The following is a 17,509-nucleotide window of genomic DNA, read 5'->3' on the forward strand; positions in this document are numbered from 1 at the left end:
TTATCCTTTTTCTGCACACGCTTGTATATCCGCCGGCGTATTAACCGCCGCCGCCTCAAGCGATTTATCAATTCGTTTAACCAGGCCGGTAAGTACTTTACCCGGGCCAACTTCATACACGCGCTCAACACCCTGTGCAGCAAGATAGCGAATCGTATCTGTCCACCTGACCGGACAATACAGCTGTCTTATCAGTGCGTCTTTAATTGCTGTTGGTTCAGATTCATTGTTTACATCAACGTTATTGATGACTGACACAGTGGGGGTGGACAACGAAACAGCAGTAAATGCCTCTTCGAGTTGATCCGCTGCCGGGCGCATAAGTTCACAGTGTGATGGCACGCTAACCGGTAACGGTAAAGCACGCTTCGCACCCGCTTCTTTACAGGCTGTCGCTGCCTGCTCCGTTGCCGATTTTTCACCGGCAATCACAACCTGACCCGGCGAGTTGAAATTGACCGGCGCTACCACCTCGCCAGTAGCAATCGCGGTTTGCTGGCAAATATCGGCAATTTTGTCATCATCCAGATTAATGATGGCATACATTGCACCAGCGCCGGCCGGAACGGCTTGTTGCATAAATTTACCGCGGGCTTCGACCAACTTTACTGCTTCGGCAAATTTCAACACGCCGGCACACACCAGCGCTGAATATTCACCCAAACTGTGGCCGGCCATGTAGTCTGCCTGGATACCTTGCTTATCCAGCAAACGAAAAATAGCGACACTGGCCGTCAGTAGTGCCGGCTGTGTGATATGCGTCTCATTTAACTTGCCGTCAGTGTCAGACTGAACAAGTGCCCACAGATCATAGCCCAGTGCGTCTGAGGCTTCCTGAAATGTGTCCAGCACTTCTGGATGCGCGTCGGCCAGTTCGGCCAACATACCGGGGGATTGCGATCCCTGACCGGGAAAGACAAAGGCTGTACGAGTCATAGTCGATCCTTATTGTTATAATGTCTTCAAAGCCACTTCAGTAGCGTACCAGAGCAGATGCCCAGGCAAAACCGCCACCAAAGGCCTCTAGCAGAAGATTCTGACCACGCTGAATACGTCCGTCACGGATTGCAGTATCAAGCGCAGTAGGTACCGTTGCAGCAGAGGTATTACCATAATTTTCCAGCGTCATTACCACCTGGTCCAGTGACATATTCAGCTTTTTAGCGGTCGCTTTGATAATCCTGAAGTTCGCCTGATGCGGTACCAACCAGTCAAGCTCAGATTTATCCATATTATTTGCCTGTAAAGTTTGCTCTACCAGCTCAGACAGCTTGGTGACCGCAACCTTAAATACCTCGTTACCGCGCATAACACCCCAGTTATCATGTACTGAAGATTCATCGCCGCGAGTGGGATTTCCCACATAAAGTAAGTCTTTATAAGAACCGGCGGCGTGGATATGTGTAGATAAAATACCAGGTTCGTCACTGGCTTCGATAACCGCAGCCCCGGCGGCATCGCCGAATAAGATAACCATGCTGCGATCAGCAGGATCCACCAAACGGCTTAGGCAATCGGTACCCACAACGAGTACCCGTTTAGCCATGCCGGATTTAACATATTGATCAGCAACACTTAGCGCATAACACCAGCCGGCGCACGCAGCGGCAACGTCAAACGCGGGAATGCCGTCTATTTTAAGATGGTACTGAATTTCGCATGCGGTACTGGGAAGTGAATAGCGGCCACTGGTGGTGGCACAGACAATCATATCGATATCGCTGGCCTGTAATCCGGCCGCATCAAGTGCCTTTTTGCATGCCTCAACACCCATGGTTGCTGCTGTTTCGTCAGCGCCTATGATACGCCGCTCTTTTATACCTGTTCTGTCAGTGATCCATTCATCGGTGGTATCCACCATCGTTTCAAGATCTGCGTTGGTACGCACTTCGCTAGGATAATAGCTGCCGGTCCCGATAATTCGTGAATATTTACTCAAAGTTGCTCCAACAAAACCGTTTCTATTTTACTTTTTATTTTTTCCGGAACACGTAAACGCGCTTCCTGCATTGCCTGATTAATTGCATAATAAAATGCATCGGCTGATGCGTTTCCGTGACTCTTTATTACAATGCCGCGCAATCCTATCAGACTGGCGCCATTATACTGGTCGGGGTTCACACGATTATAAATAGTTTTTAGAAGCGGAAGAGCAACCCGGGCCATCGTCCGGGTCCACAGATTGGCTTCAGAAAAGCGTTTCGCCTCGTTGACGACAAGCTTTGCCAAACCTTCGCTGGATTTAAGTGCCACATTGCCGGTAAAGCCATCCGTCACGACGACATCCGCATAATCGGTGAAAATATCATCACCTTCCACGTAACCTATATAATTTAAGGCTGGCGTTTGTTTAAGCTGCTGATTCGCCATTTTTACCAATGCATTGCCTTTAATGTCTTCTTCACCGACATTTAACAGTGCAACACGGGGCGCCGGCTTTCCGGTCATCTCTTCTGCCAATACCGACCCCATTACCGCATATTGAAAAAGGGTATCGGCCGTGCAGTTTACATTGGCCCCAAGATCAAGCAGCAACACTTTATGATTACCCGCGGTGGGCATGAAGGACACTAACGCGGGACGATCAACGCCTTGCAACGTTTTCAGGCGATAATAGGCGAGCGCAAGCAGCGCACCGGTATTACCCGCACTGACACACGCATCAGCGCTGCCCTGCTCTACCAGTTCAACAATTTTTTTCATCGATGAATCTTGCTTGGTGCGAAGCGCCGAGGCGGGTTTATCGTCCATCTCGACCACATCTTCACAATGCTCGATCTGCACGCGTTGCCGTTCTTCTGCATTTAAATTAGAAAGCGCGGGTTCGATGATGGCGCGTTGGCCACAAAATATGAAATGGGTATCGGGGTGTTGGCGAACTGCTCTCAGTGAGGCTGAGAGAATAACAGGGGGACCATGATCGCCCCCCATGATATCTAACGCTATGGTTAGCTTAGACAAAATGTTAATTACCAAACGCGGTTAGCGTTCAATAACTTTTTTGCCTTTATAGTAACCATCAGCGGTTACGTGGTGACGACGGTGCGTCTCACCTGATGTTGAGTCGACAGACAAAGTTTCGCATGTCAACGCATCGTGTGAACGACGCATACCGCGCTTAGCACGCGTTTTACGATTTTGTTGTACGGCCATAACTTACTCCTGGTCTCGCTTAAGTTCTTTCAAAACCGCGAAAGGGTTTGGTCGCTCATTTTCCGGTTCGATTTTACCAAACGTCATATCATCCTTACTCAGTGCGCAATCCTTCTCTGCATGAAGGGCTACAATAGGTAAAGCAATAATCAACTCGTCTTCTAAAAGCTGAAGCAAATCGACATTTCCGTGGTCGTCGACCTCTACCGGATCATAAGCTTCGGGTAACAAATCGATTTCGTCTGACCGCTGCACCGGGCTATAACAAAATTCGACATTAAGCGGGTAATCAAACTCGCCGTTACACCGTTGACAGATAAGTGTGACCTGTGTAGCCAGATGGCCGTGAAAAACAGTAAGACCCTGCGCGTCTTTTATAAACTGTACTTCTGCGTCCACCCACTCATCACAGTTAACAACTGCACCGAGTAAACGTTCCATATCTTTACTGGCAATCACGCCCTGATAATCAGAGCGCTTGACAGCACTTTTAACCGGATCGACCTGGTGAGGTAATTTCACTTTCTGCATAGGGCGCGAATAATATAGCGTCAGCCCATATCTGTCAAAGGATTAATCGGGTAAAAAGTGATTAATCGGGTATTCTCTTTCTAACAGGGCTTTTACCTGTGTCCAGGCCTGTTTAGACTTAAGCCATGCGAACCTAACCGGCTTCCTTTATGAGCACACTTTTACTGGCGTCTTCTTCCAAATACCGCAAAGCGCAGCTTAATGCACTGGGGCTAACTGTGAAAACACAATCGCCTGATATTGACGAAACCCCTCACCCCGGTGAAGCGCCCGATGCACTTGCATGTCGCTTAGCGTCACAAAAAGCGCGTAAGGTTGGCAATTTGCATCCTGACGCATTGACCCTGGGGTCTGATCAGGTCGCGGTGGTAAAACAGCAAGACGATACCATTATGCTTGGAAAGCCTGGCTCCTTCGACAACGCTGTGCGCCAACTCTCTCTATGTCAGGGCAATATTGTTACATTTTATACTGCCCTGGCTGTCTATCAGGGAGCTTCAGAAACACTGCATGTGGATGTCGAGATAACACGCGTGCACTTTCGTCCCCTCAGCGAACAGGAAATTACTGGCTATGTTGAAGCTGAGCAGCCACTGGATTGCGCAGGTAGCTTTAAATGTGAAGGATTGGGCGCACTGTTATTTGAGCGTATCGATAGCCGGGACCCTAATAGTTTGATAGGCCTTCCCGTCATGCTACTTCGTGAATTACTGGCAAAGTTTGATATTGATCTGCTTACCCTTGCCAGCCAGGCCCACATTAAAAAAGCCGCGCTAGCGCGGCAATAATATTGAATGCATGTCAGTTACAGTATCAACGATAGCAACGGGGTGATGCGCCGCCAACCGCTCGCTATTATGTACGCCGTATGAAACCGCAAGCCTGTCCATGCCAATCTGCTCAGCCATTTGCATGTCGAACACGGTGTCGCCGACCATAATGGCATCACTGGCATTTACCCCGGTCTCCGTCAAAATTTGTTCAAGCATATCGGATGAGGGTTTTGATGCCGCCTCACACGCTGTGCGTGAGGTGGTAAAAAAATGCCCGGTTTGCGTATTCTTCCAGGCCCTGTCCAAGCCGCGGCGGGCCTTGCCTGTAGCTACTGCCAGGGTTTTATTTTGCTGCTTGAGTGACGTCAGTAATTCACGGGTGCCATCAAATAACGGACATGGGGTCACATCTTTTTCAAGATAAGCGGATTTATACCCTTCCAGCAGCGCGTCGGTAAGCGTCTCATTCTGTGTATTAAACAAAATCTGAATTGCCGGTCGCAAGCTGATGCCGATGATATTCCCTACCGCTTGCGCATCCGGAACAGGCACATCGCACTGCTGGGCGGCCAGCTGCATGCAACTAACAATTTTGGCGGCGGAATCCATTAATGTGCCGTCCCAGTCAAAAATAATAAGCTGGTAATCTTTCATCTTAAGGCTTCCAGTATTGCTGTGAGTTGCGCATCCAGCGGCGCAATGAAGGTAACGGGCTCTTCTGTTTGCGGGTGAAGTAAGCGAATACTGGCCGCGTGCAGGAATAATCTGTTGAGTCCGCTTTGCTGCATTTTCTGATCAAACTCAGTATTGCCGTATTTGCTGTCACAGGCGATAGGATGGCCCGCATGTAAACAATGCACGCGGATTTGGTGGGTCCGGCCGGTTATTGGTGATGCTTCCACCAGCGTCGCATCGGTGAATCGTTCCAACACGCGATAGCGTGTCTCAGAAGGTTTGCCCGCATCTGACACATTCACCAGTCGCTCACCGGATTGCAGCACATTTTTACGCAGCGGTGCCTTCACTTTGAAGCGATTTTCCGGCCATTGTCCACACACTAACGCCTGATAGCGCTTATCCATCTGACCGTTTCGCAGCTGTTCATGCATATGGCGCAGTGCCGAGCGCTTCTTTGCGATTAAAATACACCCGGAGGTGTCACGATCAAGTCGATGGACCAGTTCCATAAATTTGGCATCCGGGCGCAACGCGCGCAGCCCTTCAATCAGTCCAAAACTTAATCCGCTGCCACCGTGAACGGCGATGCCCGAAGGTTTGTTTATTACCATAATCCGGTCATCTTCATAAAGAATCTGATCGGTCAGCGCAGCAACCTTATCCAACTTTGGATTTGGCTTATCATCAGCCACCGGCACTCTGACCGGCGGCACCCGCACGACATCGTCTGCCTGCAGTTTGTATTCAGGTTTCACTCTGCCTTTATTTACCCGCACTTCGCCTTTACGCAAAATGCGATAGATCATACTTTTGGGCACACCTTTTAACTGTGTGCGAAGAAAATTGTCGATGCGCTGGCCTGCCAAATCGGCTTCAACCGTGACAAATTTTACTTGAGGGGGGCTCTGTTCTTTCATGGCGGAGAGTATAAAGGATTTTTATTGTCTGTTCCTATCAGAGTTTGCTGTGTGACATTAAAAAACAGCCGTTTTGTCTCATAATCACCGGGCTGATTAAAATAAGTCGCGCACGCACCTTTCTTTCCTTGCTTAGTTTCATACAATGGTGCGATAATCAAAGGGTTTAACGCGCATTGAACTGCCGTAAAACCGGTTTGAACAACCGAAATGTAACAGCCGCAATGATTCGGCAGCACAAATTCATTGCCTGAAGTGAGCCGCGTAGGTAGTACTAAAACCTTCCCTCACCAGAATATTGCGGCATTAAAACACCATGTTCGCCGTTTAGAAAACAGAATTGAAATGACAATCCTGATAGCAACGACATACCGCTATGAGGATGATTAAAACGAAGTAAGAAACAGGGTCAGTCGTTCCCGACATCCACTAAATCACAGCCCGGGTGCGCGTTTGAAAGTGAAGTTAACGCGCAATGAAACAAGCAGGCTACGTGGATATTACGACGCAACAACAAAGTCCGCACCTTGCCGGGAGGCATCGTGATGAGGGTTTGCACACGTCAGTTTAATTTTGTGTCTAAGCGGCTGTAGCAAAGCAGAGTTAGATACAATGAAAAGAATGTTAATAAATGCAACTCAGCAAGAAGAGTTGCGTGTTGCCCTTGTTGATGGGCAGCGCTTGTACGATTTGGACATCGAAAGCCCCGGTCACGAGCAAAAAAAGGCCAACATTTACAAAGGTAAAATCACCCGCGTAGAGCCTAGCCTTGAAGCTGCTTTTGTCGACTACGGCGCTGAGCGTCACGGATTCCTCCCTCTAAAAGAAATTGCCCGCACCTACTTTCCTAAAGGCTACAAATTTGAAGGCCGGCCTAATATCAAAGATGTCATCAAAGAAGGCCAGGAAGTTATTGTACAAATTGATAAAGAAGAACGTGGTCAAAAAGGTGCTGCATTAACCACCTTTTTGTCTCTGGCTGGCAGCTATCTGGTTCTGATGCCGAACAATCCTCGGGCCGGTGGAATTTCCCGTCGTATTGAAGGTGACGAGCGTACTGAACTTAAGCAGGCGCTAAGTAAATTAGAGCTTCCGGACGGAATGGGTCTTATCGTACGTACCGCCGGAGTGGGTAAATCTTACGAAGAACTTGAATGGGATTTACGCGTACTTCTTAAGCACTGGCAGGCTGTTTGCGAAGAAGCAGACAAACGCCCTGCTCCCTTCCTGATTCATCAGGAGAGCAACGTTATTGTTCGTGCAATCCGGGATTATCTGCGCCGTGATATCGGTGAGATTCTGGTAGATAAAACTGCCGTTTATGAGCAGGCCGTTCAGCACATTGAGCTGGTGCGTCCCGACTTTGCTAATCGTGTAAAAAAATACGATGGCGGCGTTCCACTTTTCAGTCACTACCAAATCGAAAGTCAGATAGAATCCGCATTTCAGCGTGAAGTCCGTCTTCCCTCAGGCGGTTCAATTGTTATCGATCCGACTGAAGCCCTGACGTCGATAGACATTAACTCCGCTCGCGCCACGAAGGGTGGAGACATTGAAGAGACTGCACTGAACACGAACCTGGAAGCGGCAGATGAAATTGCTCGCCAGCTTCGTCTGCGAGACCTGGGTGGTCTGGTGGTCATCGATTTTATTGATATGACACCGGTACGCCATCAACGTGAAGTCGAGAATCGCCTGAAAGACGCGGTGCGCTCCGACCGGGCGCGGGTGCAGCTGGGACGTATTTCACGTTTTGGCCTGTTAGAAATGTCCCGACAGCGCTTACGCCCTTCTCTGGGTGAGTCAAGCCATCATGTATGTCCACGCTGCTCTGGTCATGGGACTATCCGCGGTACCGAGTCGCTGGCGCTGTCTATTTTGCGCATTATCGAAGAAGAAAGTATCAAAGATAACACCGGTCAGATTGAAGCCCAGCTGCCTGTACCGGTAGCCACTTATCTGCTGAATGAAAAGCGTAAATCCATCAATGTGATTGAAAAGCGTCATGGGGTTCAGCTGCTGATTATCCCTAATCCAAACCTGGAAACGCCACATTATGAAGTCAGCCGTCGTCGCCCCGATGAGCTGATTGATGATGTCAGTTATGGCGTGACGCTGATTGACACGCCACAAACCAATGCAGATAAGCCTGCTGCAGCACCGGTCAAACGTGAAGAGCCAGCCATTAAAGGCATGGTTGCGCCTGATGCCGCGCCTAAAGCACCGGTGAAGCCGGAAGCGAAGCCGGAAGCACCTGCGCCATCGCTGCTTTCCCGCATATCTGGCTGGTTAGGCGGTCTGCTTGGTGGTGGTTCTGCCAAAGAAGAGCAGGAAGCGGAAGAAGCACGTCAGGAACGCGAGAAACAGTCACGTAATAATCAGCGACGTGGCGGTGATAACCGAAACCGCAAACCGCGCAACAATAAACAGCGCCGTGGAAAGCCCGCAGACAGTCAGGAGCGCGATGACAGTAACAAAGGCCAGCAAAAGCCTCAGCAGGATAAGCGTTCAGGTAAACCGAGCCCGCAAAATCGTAAGCCGCGTAAACAACAGCGCGACGAGAAACCTGACAACCGCGAAATCAAAGATCAGCCTGATGATAAGAGCAGCAAAGACGCTGGGAAGGATACCCAGCCAACGCCTAAGAAGAAGCAGGTAGCCGAGCGGCGTAAACGTCGTGATATGCGTCGTTCAGTTCGGGTCCAGAAAGAAGAAACTCAGGTAAACGAGCAGGTTGATACGCAGGCTCAGGATAAGCCAGAGAATCAGGCAGCGACCACAACGCAAACCCGACAGCCAGATGCTGTGAATACGCCGGCTTCACCAGCGAAGGCACAGGAACCGGTTGTCGCCGAAGATAAAAAAGCCCCATCCTCTGACGAGCAACAGGAAGGTACGTCAGATGATAAGCGCGATAACACCGCAAACCGCGGTCGTAGCCGTCGCTCTCCACGTCATGTTCGTGCAGCGGGCCAACGACGCAAAAAAGGTGCACAGGAAGACAGTCAGTCACACAGCGGTGAGACCAGTGGTAAGACCGCATCTGAGCAAGAGTCAGCGCCTGCGACCAAAGATACAATTGCCGATCCGGTCAACAAAGCGTCTGAAATGCAGGCTAAGACAACGGGTAGCTCTGAGGACGCCGGGACTGAGCAAACGGCGCACAACGCACCGAAAAAGATGAAAGCGCAGACCGCCCAGCCCGTTGCTTATGATGAAAAGTCTGAAGCAGCAGCATATGCGACGCATTCCGACGAGTCGCAGGACGATGTCAAACAAACGCTGACTCAACAGGAAGATCAGTCAGTAAATACTGAACAAGCGCAAACGACGGCCAAGCCGGTTGAAATGCCGGACCAGGTTGATGCAGAAGCTGTCCAGAGCAATGATGATCATAAGCAGGATGAGCTGGCTCTTGATGTACCGGAAGCGACCACAAAGCCAGAGGAAAAGCCGCGTGAAAAGTACCGTGCCGATGGTCAGCGCCTGAATAGTCAGGATAGCACGCCTCAACAGGTCGAAATTAACCTTGATACCGAAGAGCGCGCGCCTGTAGTTGAAACGTCACAGCCAGAGCAAAAGGCCGTTGAAACTAACGCCGATAAAGCCAGTCAGTCTGTGCCAAAAGCTGATACACGAGGCGATGTTGCACCGACCAGCCTTGCGGCAAGTGGTCGAGGTAAAATCCGCGTATCACATCCAACAGCAGTACCGGAGACTGTCAACACTGAGTTTCAGGACGTCAGTCTGACGGCGCGTAAAGATGATGATCGCCCTTCTCTTGCTGTTTCAGGAAAGCGAGCTGTGCAGTCTGAAGCGAAATCCCGCGCTTCAGCACCTGCTACCAACCCGGGCAATAATGCGGCCTGATGGCCATCTATCCAGGCTGCTGCGTCTTGCAGCAGCCTGATTTATTATGAATGAGACAGTCGACCAGGTATTTAAAGCATGGGTGAGTGAGCAGCTTGATGATCCTGATGTTCATGCTTTTTCTCTGCTTCAGAGGTTATGGAGCGGCTATGGACAATGTTTTCGCTTCTTCTCTCCAAAATATAATTGCAGTCTGGTTGCTAAAGCTGTAAAGCCGCCCGACATACTCAGCCACCCTAAAGGCTGGAATAATAACGACAGCCATCAACGAAAACTCACGTCCTATCAGATTGAACGCACTTTTTATTCACAGTTTCGCGCCCGTCTGATGCTCCCTGCCCCTGAATTAATTACAGAAGATAAACGCGGTGACGCAATGCTTCTGATTATGACAGATTTAGACAGTCAGGGATTTGACCAACGCTATGAAACACTTAACATTGACCAGGCCAGCCTCGTGCTTCGCTATCTGGCTGGTTTTCATGCCACATTTCTCTTTTCCCGTGAGGATATCGTCACGCAGGCGCAGGGATTATGGCCCAGGGGAACATACTGGCACTTAGATACGCGTCAGCATGAGTTTAGCGCTATGGCTGATGGTTTCCTAAAACACTCTGCGCACAGGATTGACAGAGCGCTTGCCAACTGCCCCTATCAGACTGTTGTTCACGGTGATGCTAAAGTGGCAAACTTTTGTTTTACAGCCGACGCTAAACAAACCTGCAATATAGCAGCAGTGGACTTCCAGTACCCGGGTGCAGGTATCGGCGTTCAGGATGTTGCTTATTTCATTGGTAGTGCGCTAAGTGAAGACGACCAGGCTGAGGCGACTGGCACCTGTCTGGATGTATATTTTGAGGCGCTACGAAATGCTATGCCGCTATCTTCATCGGCTAGCAGGTTTCACCCTGAAGAGGTGGAACAAAGCTGGCGGGCCCTCTATCCCATAGCATGTGCCGATTTTCAGCGCTTTCTGGAAGGCTGGAGCCCCGGGCACTGGAAGCTCAACACAACACTGAATCACTATACGCAAAAAGCATTATCGTCTTTTTAGGAGTGATTCAGCATCCATTTGCCTGACCTCAAAGCGCCGGATGTTGAAGCGTCTCCTCCATCCATTTTCTTACCGTTTTAAGTAGTGGATCATTGTCCGTGGAATTATGCCAGTACATATGTATAGGCAAAGCGGGAATATCCACGGGCATCGGATGTTGTGCCAACGGTATCTCACGACAAATTTGACGGGCATAGTTATCGGGCACCGTGAGCAATAAGTCCGAATGCATTGCTACATCCGCGGCGGCAATATAATGCTCACATATCATTGCGATATGCCGGTGATGCCCACTTGCGGCTAATGCCATATCCACATGATTGACTAGCGAACGTCTGGCCGATATCAGCACATGTTGTGCCGTTACGTATGCGGTTTTCGTCAGGCGCTTGCCGAGTGGGTGGTCCGGACGGCACAACAGAACAAACGGCTCTGTACAAATCCCTCGCTGTTGGATATCGGCCCTGGCGGGCACCATTGCATCTATTGCTATATCAATCTCGCCACGGCTAAGACTTTCGGTCATTTCTTCCAGTGGTATATGCATGCTTTGAATGCTCACCCTGGGCGCATTTTCATCCAGCTTTCTCTTCAGCGTTTTAAGCAGTGATAGTTCAAAAACATCTCTGAGCCCCAGTTTTACAGTACGACTGAAAGACGACAATGTACCGGACCATGGCGTAGTAATACTCAGATGTAAGGCGTCCAGAGATTGTTGAACATCAGGGATGATCTGCTGACACCGACCCGTGGGTACCATTCGCCGCCCGTGTCGCTCAAATAGAGGATCATCAAGCATGTCCCTTAGCCGGGACAAAGCATGACTCACCGCTGGCTGGGTCAGGTTAAGGTCCTGTGCGGCTGCGGTAATGGAGCCCTCACGATAAATCGCGGCGAGTACCACAAATAAATTCAAATCAAATTTGCTATGCATGGCATTTATCATATCGCATTAACATCAATCACTTTTCTTTATTATTCACAGCCCTACTTTGTATATAACCAATACAGCAGAATAGCTTTGTCATCAACACCCGTTCCCGAAAGATTGACCCGAGGCGCTGATCGTTTTGCGATGATGTCCCCCCACTTTCGATAACGCTGCTGACCGCCAGTATTGTAAGAAGTGCCGGCTTTCACCGGTATTTCATTTGTTCGCCAACTAAGGGGGGTGGTGAAGGACCCGCCTGTCACATTTCGCTTTAAAACTGTATATCTTCTGACCCATTGTGGATTAACCCAGTGGGTCAACAGTTTTCAATGATGCGGACATCAGACTTGGTCAGCGTCTCTCACGAGTTAGAAATTGTCGATGGCCGCTTTCCTGTCAATAATTCAGCGTTTGCTTCACTGGCTAGAAACTGGATCTCATCTCGCAGGACGTCTGTATTTTTGAAAACGGCGACCGTTAATGCCTCTGAATGAGTAACATGTGGGAATTTTCAGCCGGGTACCATAAGTTACTTCACGAAGATGACAGCTTGTTAAATTAATCCGACAACGCTCGTATTGGCAAAAACCTTTACAACCGGCAGCATTCGTCATCATGTTTGATATCGAACTGTCTTTTCAGACGAACGCGTTAACATCTTTACGCCGAACACACCGACAGGTTTATGCAGGCATTTTCGTTGATGCCTTTTACTACTCTGCCCGTCTTATTACGTCCCCCTGTGACACCAAACATCACCTCAAGGGCTTATACTCGCTGTCAGCCTGAACAGTATGGCAGTGGAGTGCGAAATACTCTTACAGACGCATGTTGCACTTGTTAGATTTATCGCGCGCCAGGCAGTGCAACAGGTTACCTGATTAGAAACGATGTACGCTTTTCGCCAATATTTGCAAAACATTATTTATTGAAGCCGGAATTCAGCATGTCGTCATGGCACGAGTTATTGCGATTGCTCTTCTGGATACGCCCTGTCATTCCATGGTAGTTGCTCTTCACAGTCTTTTAATCTTTACCGGGCCTCTCACCGATACTTTCCTGGCGCCAAAACTTTTTTCAAAATTGTTACATAGAGATAGGTCATCCAACGCCAATTATTCATAAAAATGTTCTGCGATTTTGACGCTTTTCGCGTAAGCTTAAGCAAAAATAACTATAGGGAAACTGGGATTGACGATTTGGGTAGATGCGGATGCCTGCCCGGCACCGATAAAAGAAATACTGTTTCGTGCAGCATCGCGTACCAAGGTTCAGGTCACGTTAGTAGCCAACCATTATATGAAGACACCAGCGACCAAGTTCGTTAACTTGCTTCAGGTAAGCAGCGGGTTTGACGTTGCTGATGATGAGATTGTACAGCGATGTCAGTCTGGCGAACTTGTCATTACCTCTGATATTCCCCTGGCAGATATGGTGATAGATAAAGGCTGTACCGTGTTAAGTGCACGTGGAGAGCGCCTGACCAAAGAAAATATTAAGTCCCGTCTCAACATTCGAGACTTTATGGACACGCTGAGAAGCAGCGGTGTTCAGACAGGCGGACCGGCAGCATTGTCGCAATCCGAAAAACAAGAATTTGCTAACCAATTGGATCGGTGGCTCAACCAGCATAGTGCTGGTAATTAGCCGCGCGGTAATACAGTAAGAAATATGGATATTCGTATTATTTCCCCAACAGAGGCATTTGAATCCTGCTACCGTCAATATATTGAAGAACTCGGCGAAGAAGAACGCTATCCAATGCCGATGGATTTAGCCTACCGGGATTTTCCGGCCTTAATTCAAACCCTTGAAGACTACGAATACGGCTTAAATTTGCCAGAAGGGCTGGTACCCAATTCCACATACTGGCTAATCTGTAACAATAAATTGGCCGGAGTGGCCAACCTTCGACATGATCTCAATGCGCAATTGATTCACGCTGGCGGTCATATTGGTATTGGTATCAGACCCCGGTTCAGGGGAGTCGGTCTTGGTGCATTGCTACTGGCTTACACCATTGAGAAAGCGCACGACCGGGCAATCAAGCCAGTCATGGTTCACTGTTATCAGGACAACGCTGCATCGGTGGGAATGATTACCGCTTGTGGTGGCCGACTGGAAAGCCAGATTGAGTTAAACGATAAAATAGTATCGCGCTACACCATATTCAGATAATGCATTAACACATCAGGACAACACGTCTGGTGCTTACAGACATAGAAAAGCCCGTCTCAAAGCGGGCTTTTCTATGTCTGTAGAAGACTGCGTCTATCGGCGGTCGTAATTGACCGGCTTCTCAGGATGCTGATAAAACCCTTCTTTAAGCAAGCGTTTGAAACGCTGCATTTTTCCTTCTAGCGTGATTTCTTCAAGCCCTCTGTTAAATAACTCCAAAACAAGACGACTGTTTTTACGTCCTTTAGGAATAAGAAGGTGAGTCGTTACCGTTGAAAGATAGGTTTCCAGGCGAACCACGTCGTTACGATCATCCTGATTAAACTCGCGCTCGAGCAAATACCAGCCCGTCAGTTCATCAATAGGAAAAATATCAATTTCGCCATCAATCAGCGCCTGAAAATTTTCTTCGTCTGTATCAAAGGTGGCAACATTCTTATTATTTTCGATATAGCCGGTCAGCTCATCGGTATACAAGTAACCTTTTGTAATCCCCATTTTGTACTGGTCTAAATCGCTCAATGTATTCCATTGTTGCACCGGACCATTACGACGCACATAGAAAACCAGACTTTCCGCTGTTATAGGTTTGCTGTGCAGAAACTCATCTTCACGGCTGCGCACAAAATTTCCGTAAGATACCGCATCATAGTCACCATTTTTAGCGGCTTGCAGCGCATCTTCCCACTTCAGGGACGTGAATTCGACCACAACGCCGGTCTCAAGAAATGCTTCAGTGATAATGTGATTGATGTACCCCTCATGTTCCATGTCAGTTGAGGTGTAAGGTGGGTATTCCGTTGTCGCGATCTCAAGCTTTAACCATGCATGGGCCCAGCTTTGGGCGGGCAATAGCAAAACCGCCGTAAGTAATAAAGTAGTAATTCGCATCATGTATCCCCTTAAAAATATATACCCAGGCTAATGTTCAGACGGTGCGTTGTATCTTGCAAACCTCCCAGGTCGAGGGCGATTCCGGGACCTCCTGAAAACCACATATTCCGACCCTGGATGCTATCTACATACACAAACAACTTATCCCAGCCAAAACTACAACCGTTTACCCACTGGGACGATGCCTTGTTGCTTTCAACGTCGCCTTCTACCCGGCTGTACTCTGTATAGCAGCTTAAATCTGAGAGCGTTTTAAATTTGATTGGCACGCTGTATACCAGGTTTGCCATATAGCTTTGACCTTCGGCAGCCTGGAGAAACGGAAAATTGAATGACGATAAGGCGACCCGATCCCGCAATTGACCTTCTGGCGCTTCAAGATTGTAGTCAAAATCGATATATTGCAATTCAACCTTAACTGGCCCCTGAGTGTGTCGCATATGCAATGCATACGCTGTCATGTCACCATTTTCCAGTGTATCAAGGTTCAGGATATCACCGTATTGAAAAGACACGCCTAAATCGGTGGTTGCGCCTCGGAAAAAGTTAGCAGTGTAATTAGCCCGAAGGTTAATCTGGCCGTCTTCTTTATTACGATATTCACCATCATCCGCGACATCAAACGTATAGCGACCAAACTCAGCCGGATCGTTATATTCATCATTCAGAAAATAGCCAAAATGGAAATCCCAGTCTCCCCGGGTGTAATTGGTCGTTATACCGGCGTCATAGTCATCTTCAAAACCGAGGTAATAATTTACAGAAAACCAAAAACTGTTTGATGCAAAAGGCAGAAGACCAAAAGGCACTTTTGTTATCCCGCCGGTGACACTAAGTTCCTCATCGAAGGTGTAAGTAAGATCGGCATAGCGAACCGTGTCAAAATCGACATTCTCGTACCAGCGATATTCTGCTTTATAGGAAAAATTGTCCAATTCACCGGATAAGTTAAGTCGCAAGGACTCAAACTCAAAGCCGTCTCTGATTTCCGACTCTTGCCAGTCAAGATGACCATAATTAACCCGAATATGGCCGCCCAAATCTACCGGTAGTTCATCGGCAAAAGAAGACGACGCAGCCAATGCACCCGTAATGAGTACTGATAATCTGGTCAGTGTCTTTTTCATTTATCAACCTTTTTATGAGAAGCCTGGATAGCTGCGAAGACGACCTGAGGAGCGTCTGTCCAGTTTTGGAAACCTGATCAGTGCATGTGCCTGACGGGTGCAGATTTAACAGGTAACCGATACCGTTACAGATTTAAGCCTTGTCCACTATCCTTGTTCATGTAAGAAATAGATTAAATACTCCCTAGCAAGTATTCGCAGCAGGCTAAAAAAGATCACTTCTTTCTCTTTATAACCAGCGCCTTATAACATTTTCTGTTGCGCGAAACTAAAATTAGGTGAGCGTGCTGCTATCGCTATAAATTGCTGGGATTTACGTTATCGCATTGGTATTCTATTGCAGATACAAAAGTCAGCATTTATAGGGAAATAACATGAATCATGTATTGCACGTAACATATAAAAATCAGGTCTTGTCACTTAAACTTGCATTCGTGCTTTTCCCCATCGTTATGCTGATGGCTGGACTAGCATTGGGCATGCTGTTCAGCAGTAATCTCACCTTCTCATCCCCTCTGTCTCTGGTATCAGTGATTGCACCCGGTGTCAGTGCGGTAATCGCACTTGGATACGGTTTCACTTATTATTTTAAAAAAATCGATCGCCTGACCCAAAAGCGCTGAATGTCAACGCCCGACCCAAAAGGATCTGACTGGTCCTGAAAACTGTCCTTTTGACAGTATTTTTTGGCATCGTTTTTAATCATTTTTGTGGTATAACGTTGGTCGATAGTTTCATCAAGGACGGTGATGTATGCCAGCTTTTATTCTTAGTGACACCAATCTGTGGTTTAGCGCTGCAATCGCGATTGTATTGGTCGTGTTTTTGATTGAACTACTCGGCATGTTTTTGGGTGCCAGCATTTTGGGCGTCTTTGACGATGTTGAGGTAGTCAGCTCCCCGGACGCGGCTACCGGAAGTTCGTTGTCCGTACTATCCAACTGGCTTTGTCTGGATAAACTGCCCTTTATGATTTGGATGATCATATTTCTGACGTTTTTCGGCCTGTGTGGTCTGATGTTTAACGTCGTATCGCAAGCCATAATCTCATCGTCTCTGCCTGTCGCACTCTCTATTCCCCTTGCTTTTGCAATTGCGCTTCCTCTGACGGCACGATTCGGTCTTCGCCTGGCACGCCTGTTACCCAAAAATGAATCATCAGCATTATCTGCTGATGCGTTTGTGGGGGTAACAGCCTGTATTACGTCAGGTAAAGCTCAGCGCGACAACCCTGCAGAAGCTAAATTCATAGATCAGCACCAACAGCCTCATTATGTGTTAGTTGAACCGATAGACGCGCAAGATATTTTTGTTCGTGGTGATAACGTGATCCTGGTAGAAAAAGCCGAGGGTCGCTGGCTCGCCATGCGCTACCAATAGATCGGCTCTAGCCGCCAATTACC

Annotated in this window: 17 protein-coding genes; 7 read left to right on the top strand and 10 right to left on the bottom strand. The window is 48.3% G+C overall.

The window, feature by feature from the left end; translation table 11 throughout:
* Genes fabD through yceD form a run of 5 tightly spaced genes read right to left on the bottom strand, consistent with a single transcriptional unit; the run spans nt 1 to nt 3,684 of the window.
* Nucleotides 1-936 carry an ACP S-malonyltransferase gene (fabD, locus tag HHX48_RS03385; protein WP_191022214.1) on the bottom strand — a complete coding sequence of 312 codons (936 nt, stop codon included), beginning with the start codon at nt 934-936 and terminating at the stop codon, nt 1-3.
* Nucleotides 937-973: 37 nt separating this feature from the next.
* Nucleotides 974-1,939: a beta-ketoacyl-ACP synthase III gene (locus HHX48_RS03390; protein ID WP_191022215.1), complete on the bottom strand. Its 966-nt coding sequence runs from the start codon at nt 1,937-1,939 to the stop codon at nt 974-976.
* On the bottom strand, nt 1,936-2,961 hold the full coding sequence (gene plsX, locus HHX48_RS03395) for a phosphate acyltransferase PlsX (RefSeq protein ID WP_191022216.1): 1,026 nt from the start codon (nt 2,959-2,961) through the stop codon (nt 1,936-1,938). Before plsX ends, HHX48_RS03390 begins: the two co-directional genes overlap by 4 nt.
* Before the next feature lie 21 nt (nt 2,962-2,982).
* The gene (gene rpmF, locus HHX48_RS03400; protein WP_139756505.1) at nt 2,983-3,153 is read right to left on the bottom strand and encodes a 50S ribosomal protein L32; all 171 of its coding nucleotides are present in this window, start codon (nt 3,151-3,153) and stop codon (nt 2,983-2,985) included.
* A gap of 3 nt (nt 3,154-3,156) precedes the next feature.
* Nucleotides 3,157-3,684, bottom strand: coding sequence for a 23S rRNA accumulation protein YceD (yceD, locus tag HHX48_RS03405; protein ID WP_191022217.1), 528 nt, complete (start codon nt 3,682-3,684; stop codon nt 3,157-3,159).
* Nucleotides 3,685-3,833: 149 nt separating this feature from the next.
* Between yceD and HHX48_RS03410 the strand changes: the two genes are divergently transcribed.
* Nucleotides 3,834-4,472 carry a Maf family protein gene (locus HHX48_RS03410; protein WP_191022218.1) on the top strand — a complete coding sequence of 213 codons (639 nt, stop codon included), beginning with the start codon at nt 3,834-3,836 and terminating at the stop codon, nt 4,470-4,472.
* Here the strand turns inward: HHX48_RS03410 and HHX48_RS03415 are convergent.
* The gene (locus HHX48_RS03415) at nt 4,458-5,111 is read right to left on the bottom strand and encodes an HAD-IA family hydrolase (RefSeq protein ID WP_191022219.1); all 654 of its coding nucleotides are present in this window, start codon (nt 5,109-5,111) and stop codon (nt 4,458-4,460) included. The genes HHX48_RS03410 and HHX48_RS03415 overlap by 15 nt on opposite strands.
* Entirely contained in the window at nt 5,108-6,052 is a 945-nt protein-coding gene (rluC, locus tag HHX48_RS03420) for a 23S rRNA pseudouridine(955/2504/2580) synthase RluC (protein WP_191022220.1), read from the bottom strand. The genes HHX48_RS03415 and rluC overlap by 4 nt, the downstream gene beginning before the upstream one ends.
* 612 nt (nt 6,053-6,664) lie before the next feature.
* Here rluC and rne point away from each other — a divergent pair.
* The gene (gene rne, locus HHX48_RS03425; RefSeq protein ID WP_191022221.1) at nt 6,665-9,922 is read left to right on the top strand and encodes a ribonuclease E; all 3,258 of its coding nucleotides are present in this window, start codon (nt 6,665-6,667) and stop codon (nt 9,920-9,922) included.
* A 46-nt stretch (nt 9,923-9,968) separates the two neighbouring features.
* The gene (locus HHX48_RS03430; protein ID WP_191022222.1) at nt 9,969-10,976 is read left to right on the top strand and encodes an oxidoreductase family protein; all 1,008 of its coding nucleotides are present in this window, start codon (nt 9,969-9,971) and stop codon (nt 10,974-10,976) included.
* A gap of 28 nt (nt 10,977-11,004) precedes the next feature.
* On the opposite strand, the gene HHX48_RS03435 is transcribed toward HHX48_RS03430, so the two are convergent.
* Nucleotides 11,005-11,910 (bottom strand): LysR family transcriptional regulator, encoded by a 906-nt coding sequence (locus tag HHX48_RS03435; protein WP_191022223.1) that lies wholly within the window; start codon nt 11,908-11,910, stop codon nt 11,005-11,007.
* Between the two features lie 1,188 nt (nt 11,911-13,098).
* Between HHX48_RS03435 and HHX48_RS03440 the strand changes: the two genes are divergently transcribed.
* Both HHX48_RS03440 and HHX48_RS03445 read left to right on the top strand, forming a co-directional pair.
* Nucleotides 13,099-13,554 carry a YaiI/YqxD family protein gene (locus tag HHX48_RS03440; protein WP_191022224.1) on the top strand — a complete coding sequence of 152 codons (456 nt, stop codon included), beginning with the start codon at nt 13,099-13,101 and terminating at the stop codon, nt 13,552-13,554.
* Nucleotides 13,555-13,578: 24 nt separating this feature from the next.
* Complete coding sequence (locus HHX48_RS03445; RefSeq protein ID WP_191022225.1) at nt 13,579-14,085, top strand: GNAT family N-acetyltransferase; 507 nt, start codon at nt 13,579-13,581, stop codon at nt 14,083-14,085.
* A gap of 93 nt (nt 14,086-14,178) precedes the next feature.
* Here the strand turns inward: HHX48_RS03445 and HHX48_RS03450 are convergent, their stop codons facing one another.
* Together HHX48_RS03450 and HHX48_RS03455 are read right to left on the bottom strand one after the other, a co-directional pair.
* Entirely contained in the window at nt 14,179-14,979 is an 801-nt protein-coding gene (locus HHX48_RS03450) for a substrate-binding periplasmic protein (protein WP_223857980.1), read from the bottom strand.
* Between the two features lie 8 nt (nt 14,980-14,987).
* Nucleotides 14,988-16,106 (bottom strand): porin, encoded by a 1,119-nt coding sequence (locus HHX48_RS03455; RefSeq protein WP_191022226.1) that lies wholly within the window; start codon nt 16,104-16,106, stop codon nt 14,988-14,990.
* A 374-nt stretch (nt 16,107-16,480) separates the two neighbouring features.
* Between HHX48_RS03455 and HHX48_RS03460 the strand changes: the two genes are divergently transcribed.
* Together HHX48_RS03460 and HHX48_RS03465 are read left to right on the top strand one after the other, a co-directional pair.
* Nucleotides 16,481-16,729 (top strand): hypothetical protein, encoded by a 249-nt coding sequence (locus HHX48_RS03460; RefSeq protein WP_191022227.1) that lies wholly within the window; start codon nt 16,481-16,483, stop codon nt 16,727-16,729.
* A 130-nt stretch (nt 16,730-16,859) separates the two neighbouring features.
* A complete protein-coding gene (locus HHX48_RS03465; RefSeq protein WP_191022228.1) occupies nt 16,860-17,486 on the top strand; it encodes a YqiJ family protein in 627 nt (208 codons plus the stop codon).
* The last annotated feature ends 23 nt before the right edge of the window (nt 17,487-17,509 follow it).

Source organism: Salinimonas profundi, from assembly GCF_014750655.1.
Taxonomy (GTDB): domain Bacteria; phylum Pseudomonadota; class Gammaproteobacteria; order Enterobacterales; family Alteromonadaceae; genus Alteromonas; species Alteromonas profundi_A.

Excerpts from the sequence above, each read along its gene's own strand:
- rne (WP_191022221.1), top strand. The coding sequence starts at position 6,665 with ATGAAAAGAATGTTAATAAATGCAACTCAGCAAGAAGAGTTGCGTGTT.
- fabD (WP_191022214.1), bottom strand. The coding sequence starts at position 936 with ATGACTCGTACAGCCTTTGTCTTTCCCGGTCAGGGATCGCAATCCCCC.
- HHX48_RS03460 (WP_191022227.1), top strand. The coding sequence starts at position 16,481 with ATGAATCATGTATTGCACGTAACATATAAAAATCAGGTCTTGTCACTT.
- yceD (WP_191022217.1), bottom strand. The coding sequence starts at position 3,684 with ATGCAGAAAGTGAAATTACCTCACCAGGTCGATCCGGTTAAAAGTGCT.
- HHX48_RS03465 (WP_191022228.1), top strand. The coding sequence starts at position 16,860 with ATGCCAGCTTTTATTCTTAGTGACACCAATCTGTGGTTTAGCGCTGCA.
- HHX48_RS03450 (WP_223857980.1), bottom strand. The coding sequence starts at position 14,979 with ATGATGCGAATTACTACTTTATTACTTACGGCGGTTTTGCTATTGCCC.
- HHX48_RS03455 (WP_191022226.1), bottom strand. The coding sequence starts at position 16,106 with ATGAAAAAGACACTGACCAGATTATCAGTACTCATTACGGGTGCATTG.
- rpmF (WP_139756505.1), bottom strand. The coding sequence starts at position 3,153 with ATGGCCGTACAACAAAATCGTAAAACGCGTGCTAAGCGCGGTATGCGT.
- rluC (WP_191022220.1), bottom strand. The coding sequence starts at position 6,052 with ATGAAAGAACAGAGCCCCCCTCAAGTAAAATTTGTCACGGTTGAAGCC.
- HHX48_RS03430 (WP_191022222.1), top strand. The coding sequence starts at position 9,969 with ATGAATGAGACAGTCGACCAGGTATTTAAAGCATGGGTGAGTGAGCAG.
- HHX48_RS03445 (WP_191022225.1), top strand. The coding sequence starts at position 13,579 with ATGGATATTCGTATTATTTCCCCAACAGAGGCATTTGAATCCTGCTAC.
- HHX48_RS03435 (WP_191022223.1), bottom strand. The coding sequence starts at position 11,910 with ATGCATAGCAAATTTGATTTGAATTTATTTGTGGTACTCGCCGCGATT.
- HHX48_RS03410 (WP_191022218.1), top strand. The coding sequence starts at position 3,834 with ATGAGCACACTTTTACTGGCGTCTTCTTCCAAATACCGCAAAGCGCAG.
- HHX48_RS03415 (WP_191022219.1), bottom strand. The coding sequence starts at position 5,111 with ATGAAAGATTACCAGCTTATTATTTTTGACTGGGACGGCACATTAATG.